Consider the following 14,916-nt stretch of genomic DNA (forward strand, 5'->3'; position numbering starts at 1 on the left):
ACTAAAAAAGAGGTTGCCATCAAAGCAGCCTCTTTTATCAAAGTAAATTACATCATAAATAATAAATAAAGTATAATAAGAGTATTTCCAGGATATTCTATAATAAAAAACAGTATGAAAATTAAATTTTTACTAGTGCTCAGCAGTCTCTTCTTTTTTTTAAATGCCTGTTCTAAAGATGACAATGAAACTGTTGAAACTTTAGAAACACCTATTGCAAATGCACCAAAAGATGTCAATGACAATGGTTTTAAAGCTAAATGGAATTATGTTTCCAATTCTAAAAGCTATCTTTTGGATGTTTCTACAACCGAAAATTTTACAGCATTTGTGCCCAATTACAATTCAAAAGAAGTAACTGATTTAAATGAAATTGTAGTGGGTTTAACAGGAGGTACGCAGTATTATTACAGAATTAGAGCCAAATCAGAGACGCAAACTTCGGGTTATTCAAATGTGATTAGTGCTGTAACTACTGGTTCCAGTGGTATTCCTGAAGATCCTGCTTTTTTAAAAGTAAAAGTCAATAAGACAGCAAATCCATTTTTTGTTGGTATGGCAATAAAGGCCTCACAATTAACCAGCGGAAGCCCCTATGATATCATTTTGAAAAATGAATTTAGCAGTATTTCTGCCGAATATGAAATGAAAATGGATCAGATTTCTACTGCAAGCGGTGTTTATAACTGGACAGTGGCAGATAAAATTGTTGCTTACGGAAATTCAAATGGTATCAATGTTCACGGTCACGCTTTAGTATGGCATAACTCAGTACCAAAATGGTTAACAGATTTTTCAGGTACTGATACTGAATTTGCCGCAGAAGTAAAAAAATACATTACGGATGTTGTAACGCATTATGCAGGAAAAGTAAAATCATGGGATGTGGTTAATGAAGCTGTAGATGATAATGGCGGGAACATGAGAAATACTATTTTTCTTAGACGAATGGGACCTAATTATGTAAAAGATTGTTTTCAATGGGCGAGAAATGCAGCAAATGCAGCAGGTGATACAAATTTATTACTGTTTTATAATGATTATGCAACGTCTACCAATATCCCAAAACAAGACAAGGTTTTTAGCATTATAGATGATTTAAAAGTAAGTAAACTTATTGATGGTGTTGGTTTCCAAATGCATAATACTTATTTAAGCCCGACAAAAACTCAAATTGAAACAGATATTAACAGAGCGGTCTCAAAGGGGCTGAAAATCCATGTTTCAGAATTAGACATTCAAGTCAATCAATTTAATGACATCTCTACATTTACAAATGAAAGAAGGTTAGCTCAAAAAGAAAAATACAAGGAAATCGTAAAAATCTATAATGCACTTCCCGCAGCAAATAAATACGCTTTAACGATTTGGGGAATGAAGGATAATGAATCCTGGATTCCATATAGTACAGATCTGAACCATGTTGGAAATGACTGGCCTTTATTGTATGACTCCAATTTTGCTGTCAAAAGTTCGCATACCGGATTTCTCGAAGGTTTAGATTAAATTTTAAAGCATATTACTTTACTATACTATTAATTAACCACAAAAAATTATGAAAAAATTAAATTTATTATCATTAGCATTATCATGTGTTTTGGGATTTGCATCCTGCTCAGATAATACAAGTCCTGTATTGGCAGAAGACCAATTGGCAAGTGTAAACAACTCTAAAAGTACAGGTAAAATAGCCGGTGCACCCTGGGTGAAACAATTTGAAGATACATTCAATGTAGGTTCTAATCTGTCACAATGGACAAAAGAACAACGAGCAGATTATAATTCGTGGTATTGCGACTATGCCAGTTCAGTGCCAACTACACAATGGAGAGATGGAAAACAATGTTTGGAAATCAAGACAACAAAATTGAGCACGTACAAATATCAATCCGGATTCATTTCTTCTAATTATCAATATAAGCCTGAAAATAATACAGAGTATATGCTTTCCGCCAATATTAAACTAGTAGCGATGGATGGCGGAACTTACAAATCTTTCACACAAACTTACGGCGCCTGGCCTGCCTTCTGGTCTGTGCAGCAAAATGCCTGGCCAACCAAAGGAGAAATTGACATCATGGAAGGGTACTCTTTTGCGCCTAATGCCAGTCGTTTTACTTCAAATCTTTTCTATGGAACTTCCAGCGGAACAAACCTTATAGGGAATTCTGCCGAGAGAAACTATCCGGGTAATTTTGATATAAACGGAAATGGTGGATGGCATTTATATGAATCCTTTTGGAAAATGAAAGACAATGTCGTAACCGTAACTATAAAGGTAGATAATGTAACGGTTTCAACGTATACCAATAGTAGTGCAGCAAATCTTAATTTAAATAATTTCGGACCACACTCGATTATATTTAATCTAAATGTTGGATCAAAAGATTCCAATTTTATAGACCCTAATAAGATTAACTTATTTTCATCTGTAATGATGTGGGTAGATGATGTTACCGTTTACAAAAGACCAATCTAATTGATAAACGGAGGAAGCAGATTTCGAAAAAATTATAAATATTTGTGTTGTTGCCAGCACTGATGGTTCGAATTCAATTCTTCAAAATACAACTTTAAAAAAGAGGCTTTCCGTAAAGGAACAGCCTCTTTTATATATTAATGTTTAATCTCCATTTTATCTCTTGTTATGGTCATATTCTGGAATATAATTCTTTTTTTTAGATGCTACAGAACCCCTACCTGATTATTATAATTTATTTTTAATTATTCATCTATAAAGAATTGCTGTTCATCTGATCTATAATAGCATTATTAAATTAGAGAGTATATTTACAACTTCATATTTCTATTTTTTTTAATAGATACGAACTTCGAATAAATGACTAAATTATTATTTAAATTTTTGCGGCAGGGTCTGAAAAAGGAAAACGGCATTTTGAAACTCTCTGTGCATGGGTGTTTTTTTCTCTGCACCATTTTTTTTTCTTTTAGCAGTAACGTTTTTTCACAAGACCTTCTATTCTCTCCAATTGAAAACAGGCACCAGCTCAATGAAGAGAAAATCAGGAATTTTATTGAACTCCCGGATGGCAGAATAGGTGTTTTTACCGAGGGAATGCTGAACTTATACGATGGAGCAGATTTTAAGACAATACAAATTGACGATGATAATTCTGCCCCTCTTATATCATACAAGGGATTTCATCACAGTTACGTAGAAAACAATCGCATTTGGTTTAAGTATAAAGGGAAAATCAGCCTGATTAATGTCTCTAAGGAAAAGAGTGAAGCCGATCCGATTAAAATCCTGCATTTTTTAGGATTTAAAGGCACTCCGGTTGATTTATTTGTTGATGAAAAAAAAGATATATGGGTAGTAAATGATTTAGGTGCACTGCTTTGTTACCAGCAGGATTCAAAAAAGGTAGCCTGCTTTTTAAAAAGAATTTTTATAAAGGGAAGCCCGGAGGAACTACTTTACGATCTTGTTACGGATCAGCAGAAAGTATATTTAATTTACAAATCAGGATTAATCCGTTGCTTTGACCGCTTGACCTCAAAAGAAATTTATAAACTATTTATTGTCAGGGATGATTTGGGTGATTTTAATGATTGGAATCACACCACGGTAGTAGGTAAATATCTGTATGTCGTAAGGTCCGGAATGAGAAAAGGACAATTGATTCGGTATGATACTCAGACCAGGCAGTCAATAGTCTTATTACAAACCCACACCTATTGGCTTAACACCTTTGCAGCAAATAAGAATGGGGATTTTTTCATTAGCTGCAGCAAAGGGCTTTGGTACTTTAGATGTGGCAGTACCTTTGGAAGTTTTTATCCGGAGTTAAATTTAACAGAAAAAAACAAAATAAAAACCGAAGTAAGTACTGTTTTATTTGATTATCAGGGAGGGCTTTGGATAGGGACATTAAATAAGGGGATTTATTATCATCATCAGGATCGTTCTCGTTTTAAATATTATCAAAAAAGCAATTTCAACTTAAAAGACAATGACGAATTTCAGATAAATTGTTTTGAAGAAACTGGTGATGGGAAATTACTGATCGGTACCAATCAAGGGCTCTATATAGCCGAACTTCCTCTCAATCACACAAAGTCATTCAAGGTTTTACTCTCTGATTTGCATTGCCATTCTCTGTTAAAAGATTCTACAGGTCAAATATGGATTTCGACCAATAAAGGACTGTATGTATGTGGTTCAAATGGCTTTATAAAACAATATACAAAACAATCCACCAGTTGTGTATACCAAACCAGTCCAGGCGAAATATTGGTCTGTACTGACACTGGAATTTTCAAGTGGAATAAGTCTTTGGAGTCTTTTGGTATGTCCTTTTTGATTAATTCTCCTGCTGATGTATTTCAAATCACTCAGTGGAATCACCAATTGATTGGCATTTCTGATAATGGTCCTTTTATGATGAATATCGCGGGTGATAAAATTATCATGCCTTTAGCAAAAGGGCATAAAAGAATGGCGATGTTCAGTCAAAAGAACCATAAATACAGTTGTCTTTTATCTGACTCTAACCAAGATTTATGGTTAGGGACTTATAATGGCCTGACCATTTGGGATCACAAAAATCAAAAGTTATATGAATTAAATACCGATAAAGGTTTAGTAAACAATAGTATTAAGGCGATAGTGGAAGATATAGATCGTTCGTTTTGGGTTACCACCTCACGTGGTGTAAGTCATATTATTACAAAAAGAGCAGCAAGCGGACTTACTTTTAGAATCATAAATTATGATAAATTTACCGGAGTGCTGGAATATCCATTTACTGATCGCGCTGCGCTTATTTCTTCAAAAAACGGATTGTTTATCGGGGGAATAGACGGTATGAATAATCTAAAAAGAAATGATGCCAGAGAAAATCAATATGCTCTTAATCCAATTTTATTTAGCTTCAAATTGTTTGGCAAAAACGTGACAAGTGGTCAGGAAATAAACAAAGAGATTGTTTTAAAAAATGCTATAACATCAACCGATACCTTAAGGCTGAAACATGATCAAAACTTTTTCAGCATTGGTTTTTCCGGACTCAATTATATCAATGAGTCACACACTTATTTCAGATATAAACTCGAGCATATTGATAGGAATTGGCGCAGGGAGAATTCTGCCCCCGGAGTAGGTGAAGCCAGTTATACCAATATAGCTCCCGGCCAGTATATTTTTATGGTGCAGGCCAGTTCCGACGGTCTGCACTGGCCCGGCAGAGTCAAAAATCTTTTAATTATCATCGAGCCCCCTATATGGAATACGATTCTTGCCAAAGTACTTTATTTGGTATTATTGTGTGTGGGGATTGCTTTAATTTCTAAGGCTATTATAAAGCATAATACGTCAATTCGCAAAAAGCAACAAGATTATGCTATAGAGAGAGCAAAGTCGGATTTTATAACCAATATGAGTCATGAGTTGCGTACGCCTCTCACACTTATTATAACACCTTTAAAATCGCTGCTTGCAAGAGTGGAAGATCAGAAAATAAAAAAAGAACTCCTGCAAATCAGCTCCAGCAGCGACCTTTTATTAGATACTGTCAATCAGTTGCTTGATTTTAAAAAGATTGATACAGGAGAAGAAATATTACATCGCAATTTTTATGATAATCTTTCCTTTATCAGTGAATTGTGTAAAGCCTATGAGCCAATAGCAGAAGAAAAAGAAATTGACTTTAACTGGGATATCGACCCGCAAAACGATGATTTGTATCTGGACAGGCAAAAAATTACCAGAATAGTAATTAACCTGCTCTCTAACGCCTTTAAATTTACCGGTTCAGGGGGTACAGTTAAATGCTCAGCCGTAATTGATAGTAAGGATAAAGTTCTGATAATTTTGGTTGAAGATTCAGGAATCGGAATTTCTACAATAGAAATAGATACTATTTTTAATCGTTTTTATCAGGCAGACAATCAAAATGGGGGATCCTCCGGCAGCGGTATAGGCCTGTACATGGTAAAATATTACGCAACAATGCATGGCGGGTGGGTCAGGGTAACCAGTTATCCGGGGCAGGGAACTTGTTTTAAGGTACTCTTATCCGTTGGTAAAGAAACCGATGTGTCCTCTTTTAAAGAAGGGGAAGAATCAACAAAAAAAAATATACTTATTGTTGAGGATCACATTATTTTTAGAGGTTATCTACTGGCTGAATTGAAAAAGTATTATAATGTGATCACAGCCAATAATGGAGAAGAAGGTTTAAAGAAAGCAATAATGCATGTTCCGGATCTTATAGTAACAGATATGATCATGCCCCAAATGGATGGCCCGCAATTAAGTCAATCGGTTCGAAATACCATTGCCGTGAGTCACATTCCTATTATTATGCTAACGGGAAGAACCTCTGATGAGGCCCGATTTGAAGGTTATAAGGCCGGAGTCGATGCTTATATGGTAAAGCCCTTTGATATTAATTTGCTGGTGCTTCGAATTGATAAACTATTGGAGATAAACGAGGCCAGACGAAAAACGTTCATTAATAAAAAGGAAGTGCAAATTGATGCCTTAACAGATAATCCGGTTGATCAGGAGTTTTTAAAACGCACTTTTAAGTGTGTCTTAGATAATTTGTCGAATTCTGATTATACAGTAGAAAAGTTCAGTGAGGATATGAATATGGACCGTACTGGTTTATATCGAAAACTTATGGCCCTTACAGATCATTCTCCCACAAATTTTATTCGTACTATCCGGCTTAAAAAAGCAGCCGAATTATTATTGGATAAAAAACTGACAATTGCAGATGTATCTGATCAGGTAGGTTTTAATAGTATTTCTTATTTTACCAAATGCTTTCATGACACTTTTGGTAAAACACCCAGCCAGAGCAGGGAGTAAAATGTTTCAATATAATAAATTAATTATTTTTTTAACACGTTGATTATGTGTGTTTTGTAATTGATTACTATCTGGTTTCAACATGAGTTATAATTATTTCAACATAGTTTAAAGGCTTTAAAAACGACAAAAGTTATTTTTATTACTCTATAAACTATCTAACTCAATTGAAATGAAAATTATATATTCCCTATGTACTGTGCTGCTTTTTTGCCTTCATAGTAATGCGCAGAAATTCCAGAAAACCACTCAGGGAATCAAGACTATTGCAAATGGCAATAACATAGAAATACAGTTTTACAGTCCTGCAATTGTCAGGGTTATTAAATTTCCGGAGATAAAAAATTTTTCAAAAGAAAGTCTCTCGGTAGTTTTAAAGCCTGCCAAAACTGATTTTAGTATCAAAACCATTGGCAATATTATCTTTTTAAAGTCGAATCAATTAATTGTTAGTGTAAATACTGCTTCAGGAAATATAGCATTTTCAGCCTCTGAAAATGAATTATTAAAAGAAAAACCTCAAGGAACGAAATTCGAACCTTTTGATGATGCAGGAGTAAAGACCTTTACAGTCACACAATCTTTTATCTTAGATAAAGAGGAACCAATTTATGGTTTGGGACAACATCAAAGAGGAGATTTAAACCAGCGAAATCAAAAATATCATCTCGAGCAGGGCAATGTGGATGATGCCGTGACTTTTTTTCAATCCATAAAAGGCTATGGGCTTTATTGGGATAACTATTCTCCAACAGAATTTACAGATGATGCCACCGAAACTTCTTTTAAATCGATTGTGGGAGATGCTGTTGATTATTATTTCATGTACGGAGGTAATGCAGATGGGGTAATTGGAAAAATGCGGGAATTAACTGGAGAAGTACCAATGTTTCCTTTGTGGACCTACGGTTTTTGGCAGAGTAAGGAGCGATACAAAAGTCAGAATGAATTGGTAGAGGTAGTGAAAAAGTACCGTGAACTAGCAGTGCCACTTGACGGAATAATACAAGACTGGCAATATTGGGGCAACAATTATTTATGGAATGCAATGGAGTTTTTGAATCCTGAATTTTCAGATCCGAAAAAAATGGTCGACGAGGTTCATAATCTTAACGCCCATATGATTATTTCGATTTGGTCTTCCTTTGGTCCGCAGACAAAACCTTATAAGGAAATGGATCAAAAGGGAATGTTATTTAATATTAAAACCTGGCCGCAATCCGGTTCAGAAATATGGCCTCCAAATGCAGATTATCCTTCGGGAGTTAGAGTATATGACCCTTATAATCCTCAGGCAAGAGATATTTACTGGAAATATGCCGATAAGGGACTGTTTTCTCAAGGAATTGACGGCTGGTGGATGGATTCTACAGAGCCAGATCACTTCGAGGAAAAACCGGCAGATTATGACACAAAAACATATCTGGGATCTTTTAGAAAAGTGCGAAATGCATATCCTTTAATGACTGTGGGTGGAGTTTATGACCATCAGCGCAAAACCAAGTCAGAGAAGCGTGTATTTATTTTAACCCGATCTGCTTTTGCAGGCCAACAGCGTTACGGGGCCAATACATGGTCTGGTGATACAGGTTCTAGCTGGGAAACCCTCCGGAATCAGATTCCGGCCGGTCTGAATTTTACCCTTACCGGCATACCGCATTGGAATTCAGATATAGGAGGTTTTTTTGCTGGAGCCTACAGGCAAGCATGGAATGACAGGTCAGGAGCCAAAAATCCTCTTTATCAGGAACTGTATGTACGCTGGATCCAATTTGGCACTTTTAATTCAATGATGCGTTCTCATGGCACCGATGTTCCAAGGGAGATTTATAATTTTGGCACAAAAGGCGAGCCTGTCTATGATGCAATAGAGAAATTTATTACGCTTCGTTATGCACTTCTTCCTTATATTTATTCTACATCATGGGAAGTTACCAGTAAGCAGTCCAGTTTTATGCGGGCATTATTTATGGATTTTCCAGCTGATAAAAAAGGATGGGAAATTAAAGATCAGTTTATGTTTGGCAGGTCAATTTTGGTAGCTCCCGTCGTTCATGCACAATATACTCCCGAGAAAATAGTAAAAGTTAACGAATCAACGGGCTGGGATCAGCAAGGTGATAAAAAAAATACAGAAAAAATAACTGTAGACTTTACAGCAAAAAAGTCAAGAAATGTGTATCTGCCCGCTGGTACAGATTGGTACGACTTCTGGACCAATGAGAAAATTAACGGAGGTCAGGAAATTATTGTGAAAACATCCATCGACATGCTGCCTCTTTATGTAAGGGAAGGAGCAATTATTCCCTTTGGCCCAAAAGTACAATTTGCAACCCAGAAAAAGTGGGATAGCCTGGAGATAAAAGTATATCCGGGTAAAGATTGTTCTTTTGTGCTTTATGAGGATGAGTTTGATAATTACAATTATGAGAAAGGATTTTATTCTGAAATTGAATTTTCGTGGAATGAGGCATCAAAAAAAATAACCATTTCAAATAGGAAAGGACAATATACCGGAATGCTAACCAGCAGAAAATTTACTATTGTAATGCCAAATGGAATCTCGAGGATTATTAACTACAATGGTAAAAAAGTAGAAGAGAGATTTTAATGATAATTCATTACAGTTTTCCCAATGCTTTCTCGCCCCTATCCTTTAAAGTTTGCATTGAAGAAAAAACAACCACAGGGCTAAGATTTGGGTTGAAAGGAATATTTAAAGGGGCTTTTTTACAGTGTTGCCTGATTTAAAGCAAAGGCAGCAATCTTCGGGCCATTAAGCGGTCCTGCCGCTGCTGTGCAGGGTTATTTGATGAATTTGCGCTAGATGATGTAGTTTAAAATGTAAACTTATAAATCCAATTCAAATGCCGGGAAAAATAAACGAAAATATAAAAAGCATCAGGGAACTTAAAGATTACACCCAGGAATATATGGCCTTCAGGCTTAACATGACCCAGGCGGGCTACAGTAAGATTGAAACAGGCACCATTCCGCTCAGTTGTGACAAATTGGAAGAGATCGTCTCTATTTTTGAAATGGATCTTATTAGCATTATACAATTTGAAAGCAGTCTGTACCTTAAGAGCGATTTTATGAAGTTAAAGGCGTCGTCTGTGGAGCAGGATGATCTTTTTCATATAGAGATGCTCTACAGGGATAAAATTGCCCTGCTCGAGAAACTGCTGGATAAAACAGATAAGGAACTTAAAAATTATAAGGATAAATATGACTGTCTTTAAATATTGGCTCTTGGAGAGTTTTTTGAGTAATTTAGATGATGGTAAAAATACCGCAGAACCGCAATGCTGCAATTCTTTGAAATATTCATAAACAACTCCCGGCTTTGAAACGAAATGGTTTTGCGCTAATAGCCACTACCCTTAAAATTAATCAAGATTTTGTTTTTACCTTTTTATTTATTCTGCCTGTAAATTGCTTATCAATGAACTTTTCAAACGAACTTAACCACATCACAGAATTATACAATACCCTTGATTTTTCAAATGAAGGTGATTTGTTGTTATCTATTGAAAACAAAAACACCTGCGAAAATATTTTGACAACAGTTCAATTTATACTAAATAAAGATCCAACTATGATATAGTTGTCTCCTTAAATGACCGTATGATATACGAAGTTTATTTGCATTAATTCGATTCAAATTCTTTGGTTACAAAAAGGAATAAACTATCTGTAAATAAAGCTATACAAACAGAAAGAAGAATCCCAGTTAAAATACAGTTTTATGACATTTTAACTGGGATTCTTTGTTTTATTTTGTGATGTTTTGTGAAATCTATTTTCCGATACAGAAATTAGCAAAAATGTTCCCCAGTAACTCATCATTAGAAACCTGACCGGTAATAAGCCCGAATTGATATAAGGCTTCGCGAATATCAAGAGCCATTAAGTCGCTTGAAAGATTAGTTTCAAGCCCAAATTTTACTTTTTGTATTTCATCCAAAGCTTTCAATAAAGAATCGTAATGTCTTGTATTGGTAATAATTGTTTCGTTATTACGAAGTGCCCCAGTGTTTACAAAAGAAAGTAATTGGTTTTTTAAATCTTCAACGCCGATTTTCGCTTTGGCACTAAGAAAAATCTGTTTTAGGTTTAAAGTTTCAAGTTCCTGACGTGTGGACTGAAGTTGATCCTCTGTAAGCTGGTCTATTTTATTGCAGACAATCAGAATTTCTTTTAAAGGATATTTATTTTTTATTTTTTCAATTTCAACTATAAAAGAAGTACTTGAGACCTGAAACTTCAAACTATCCATCAAGTAGATTACGAGTTGGGCCTGTTCTATTTTTTCGAAGGTTTTTTTAATTCCGATACTTTCTACAACATCTTTCGTTTCACGAATTCCTGCCGTATCTATAAATCTGAAACCGATTCCGCCAATGACCAATTCATCTTCTATCGTATCACGGGTAGTTCCCGCAATATCAGAAACAATAGCACGCTCTTCGTTAAGTAAAGCATTAAGTAAAGTCGATTTACCGACATTGGGTTCTCCGACAATGGCGACCGGAATTCCGTTCTTAATAACGTTACCAACCGCAAACGAATCAATTAAACGTTTTAAGACAAACTCAATTCGGTTCAGTAATTCATGAAACTGACTTCTGTCTGCAAATTCTACATCTTCTTCTGCAAAATCAAGTTCCAGCTCGATTAAGGAAGCAAAATTCAAAAGCTCTTCGCGCAATTTGGCAATTTCATTACTAAAACCACCACGCATTTGCTGCATGGCAATTTGGTGCGAAGCCTCATTGTCTGATGAAATTAAATCGGCCACGGCTTCTGCCTGTGATAAATCAAGTTTACCATTTAGAAAAGCCCTGAGAGTGAATTCTCCGGCATCAGCCATTCGACAGCCCTTTCTCAATAAAAGCTGAATGATTTGCTGTTGAATATAAGTTGATCCGTGGCAGGAGATTTCTATTGTATTTTCGCCTGTATAGGAATTTGGCCCTTTGAAAACAGAAACCAAAACTTCGTCAAGGGTTTTATTATCATCTACAATATGACCTAAATGTAAGGTGTGCGTTTTTTGCTTCGTTAAATCTTTGCCTTTGATTGATTTAAAAACAGAGTTTCCGATAGTAATGGCTTCGGAACCTGAAATTCGAATGATGGCAATTGCACCGGCTCCCGAAGGTGTCGCCAGGGCAACTATAGAATCTTGATTTATCATAATGCAAAGGTATAAAAAAAGGCTCGAAATTACGAACTCAGAGTTATTGTACTTTGTCGCATTTGCAGCTCGTTTTTTTATAGCAGAAACACTTTTGAAAGAAAATTATTAAATGTTAAATTACTGATAATTGTCAGTTTAGTTTGATTTTAGAATGATTAAATTTGAGAGAACAACTTATAAATCTGAAACAAAATGAAAAAGATATTATTCCCAACCGATTTTTCCGAAGCTGCAACAAACGCTTTTGTACATGCTCTGGAATTTGCTAAAATTGTCAATGCCGAACTTGTTTTGTTGCACACCTTTGAAATTCCGGTTTATGACAGTCAGTTTTTTCCGGAAAATTATGCTTCAATTTACAGTTCAATTGAATTAGCGAAGTTTGAGATGTTCAAGGATGAAATTCCAAAGCTGAGAACCATCGCCATGGAACGAAAATTAGATGATATTGTTATAAAGCATCGTTTGATCGATGGTGATTTATTGTATAATCTGAAAAATGCTATCGAAGAAGATAAAATCGATTTTGTGATTATGGGAACAACAGGGGTTTCTGACTGGACAAAGTTTTTCCTCGGATCAAATACCAGCTCCGTAATTTCGGGAGTAGAAGTTCCGGTTTTATGTGTTCCTCTTGATGCTAAATTCAAAAAAATAAAAATGATAGGGTTTACCACCCGTTATCGTGAAAAAGATAAAAAAGAATTGAGAAAAGTATTGAATATCGCCAGAAAAACCAACGCGAAAGTAAAAAGTCTTTACGTTAAAACCTCTGATTCTGATGTTTCTGAAACCACAGTTAAGGAATGGGAAAGAGAATTTGCAGGTGAAAATATTGAGTTTCTGGTCTTGCCAAGTGATGAAGTAAAAGAAACAATTCTTGATTTTGTGCTCTACAAAGAAATTGATGTTTTGGCAATGATTACGCATAAACGTTCTTTCTTTGAAAGTATATTTGATTCCAGCTTCACCAAAAAGATTTCCAAACAAGTATCTGTCCCGGTTTTGATTATGCATGAAGATTAATTTTCCTAAATTTCGGAAGCTGATTTTGCTGTCTAAAACCTATATTTGTATTTCATCAAATCATAAAAATGGATTTCTATCAAAATAAGCTTGCACAATATTCAGAACTTTTAAAAAAAATCAATAAAAGATACAACAGCATTAGTATTTTACGTCTTTTAAGCGTTTTCCTTTGTTTGCTATTACTGTTTTATTATATCAAAACAAATGAAATTCTCTGCGTTGCTTTTGCATTTCTGTCTTTTATTGGTTTTATTTTTTTAATGAAAATTCATTCCCGTTTATCTTTTCGAAAACAGCTTACAACTGCCATTTTAAAGATTAATGAAAATGAAATTGGTTTCTTAAATAATAAAAAATTTCCTTTTGAGAATGGTATTGAGTTTAATGATTTTCATCACCCTTATGCCTATGATCTGGATATTTTCGGAGAGCATTCCTTATTTCAGAATTTAAACAGAACAGCTACTTTTATCGGAAAAAAAACGCTGGCGAATCAATTACTACATACGCTTCCAAATGAAACTATTCTGGCGAATCAGGAAGCTGTAAACGAATTAAAAACTAAAATCGACTGGAGACAGGAGTTTCTGGCTCTTGCTGCTATAAGTAATGATTCTAAAAGTTCATATGATTCCATAATGCATTGGAATTCATTTAAAAATAATTCTTTATCTAAAGTTTTAGTTGTATTATCAATTGTACTGCCTATATTGTTTTTTGGAATACTAACAGCTTATTTTTTTACTTCAAAAACGATTTTGCTATCGTATCTTACTTATGCTTTTATTGTTAATATGATCGTTTTAGGACAGTCGTTTAAAAGAATTCAATCAGAGATCGCAAAAGCGGATAACGTTGATAAAATCATTAAACAATACAGTTTATTGGTAGAGAAAATTGAAAAAGAAACGTTTCAGTCCAAAAAGCTAATTGACCTGCAGCAACAGTTGATTTTCAGGAATGCAACCGCGAGTGCCCATTTGAAACAGTTGTCTGAATTGTTTTCCCGAATGGATACTATCAATAATTTTGTAACGGCAATTGTTTTCAACGGGACTTTCTTGTTCAATCTTCATGTCCTGAAAGCGCTTTTAAAGTGGAAAGACAATTATACTGCAGAATTGGAAAAATGGATTTCAATTATTGGGGAATTGGAAGCATTAAACAGTTTGGCCAATTTAGCTTATAACAATGCTGATTTCGTTTTCCCGGAAATAAATTCTGAATATAAAATCAGTTTTAAAAAATTAGCACATCCCTTATTGAATCCCGCGGGCAGGGTAGGGAATGATACCGATTTTTATCCCCAGTCCTTTATGATTTTAACAGGTTCTAATATGTCAGGTAAGAGTACTTTTTTGAGAAGTCTGGGTGTCAATATGGTTTTAGGCGGAATCGGTTCTGTAGTGTGTGCTTCAGAGGCTAATATCCATCCATTGCCAGTATTGGTTTCAATGCGGCTGTCCGATTCACTAGCCGATAGTGAATCGTATTTTTTTGCTGAAATCAAGCGTTTAAAACAAATTATGGACGCCCTGGAAGATCAGCCTGCATTTGTTTTACTGGATGAAATTTTAAGAGGAACCAATTCCGATGATAAAAGAAACGGGACTATTGAAGTAGTAAAAAAGATAATTGCCAGAAAAGCGATCGGAGCAATTGCAACGCATGATATTGAAGTTTGCCTGACTACTAACGAGTATCCGGAAACCTTAACCAACCAATGTTTTGAAGTCGAAATTCAGAATAACGATTTACATTTCGATTACAAACTCCGTAGCGGCATTTGTAAAAATAAAAGTGCCACTTTCTTAATGCAGAAAATGGGAGTTATTTGATTTTAGAT

General features: G+C 35.0%; 9 protein-coding genes. 8 read left to right on the plus strand and 1 reads right to left on the minus strand.

Annotation, left to right across the window (positions count from 1 at the left end; genetic code table 11):
• Window positions 1-114: 114 nt before the first annotated feature.
• From EV142_RS19805 to EV142_RS24115, 6 genes are all read left to right on the plus strand, one after another.
• Window positions 115-1,506, plus strand: coding sequence for an endo-1,4-beta-xylanase (locus EV142_RS19805; RefSeq protein ID WP_132037578.1), 1,392 nt, complete (start codon window positions 115-117; stop codon window positions 1,504-1,506).
• A 49-nt stretch (window positions 1,507-1,555) separates the two neighbouring features.
• Window positions 1,556-2,479, plus strand: a complete 924-nt coding sequence (locus EV142_RS19810) for a glycoside hydrolase family 16 protein (RefSeq protein ID WP_132037579.1) — start codon at window positions 1,556-1,558, stop codon at window positions 2,477-2,479.
• A 360-nt stretch (window positions 2,480-2,839) separates the two neighbouring features.
• Entirely contained in the window at window positions 2,840-6,838 is a 3,999-nt protein-coding gene (locus EV142_RS19815) for a hybrid sensor histidine kinase/response regulator transcription factor (RefSeq protein WP_132037580.1), read from the plus strand.
• A 172-nt stretch (window positions 6,839-7,010) separates the two neighbouring features.
• Window positions 7,011-9,449 (plus strand): glycoside hydrolase family 31 protein, encoded by a 2,439-nt coding sequence (locus EV142_RS19820; RefSeq protein WP_132037581.1) that lies wholly within the window; start codon window positions 7,011-7,013, stop codon window positions 9,447-9,449.
• Between the two features lie 256 nt (window positions 9,450-9,705).
• Complete coding sequence (locus EV142_RS19825) at window positions 9,706-10,080, plus strand: helix-turn-helix transcriptional regulator (RefSeq protein ID WP_132037582.1); 375 nt, start codon at window positions 9,706-9,708, stop codon at window positions 10,078-10,080.
• A gap of 203 nt (window positions 10,081-10,283) precedes the next feature.
• A complete protein-coding gene (locus EV142_RS24115; RefSeq protein WP_158286353.1) occupies window positions 10,284-10,445 on the plus strand; it encodes a hypothetical protein in 162 nt (53 codons plus the stop codon).
• Window positions 10,446-10,637: 192 nt separating this feature from the next.
• On the opposite strand, the gene mnmE is transcribed toward EV142_RS24115, so the two are convergent.
• A complete protein-coding gene (gene mnmE / locus EV142_RS19830) occupies window positions 10,638-12,038 on the minus strand; it encodes a tRNA uridine-5-carboxymethylaminomethyl(34) synthesis GTPase MnmE (RefSeq protein WP_132037583.1) in 1,401 nt (466 codons plus the stop codon).
• A gap of 195 nt (window positions 12,039-12,233) precedes the next feature.
• Between mnmE and EV142_RS19835 the strand changes: the two genes are divergently transcribed.
• Together EV142_RS19835 and EV142_RS19840 are read left to right on the plus strand one after the other, a co-directional pair.
• Entirely contained in the window at window positions 12,234-13,067 is an 834-nt protein-coding gene (locus tag EV142_RS19835) for a universal stress protein (RefSeq protein WP_132037584.1), read from the plus strand.
• Between the two features lie 68 nt (window positions 13,068-13,135).
• Window positions 13,136-14,908, plus strand: a complete 1,773-nt coding sequence (locus EV142_RS19840) for a MutS-related protein (protein ID WP_132037585.1) — start codon at window positions 13,136-13,138, stop codon at window positions 14,906-14,908.
• The last annotated feature ends 8 nt before the right edge of the window (window positions 14,909-14,916 follow it).

The sequence above is a fragment of the Flavobacterium circumlabens genome (assembly GCF_004345565.1).
Lineage (GTDB): Bacteria > Bacteroidota > Bacteroidia > Flavobacteriales > Flavobacteriaceae > Flavobacterium > Flavobacterium circumlabens.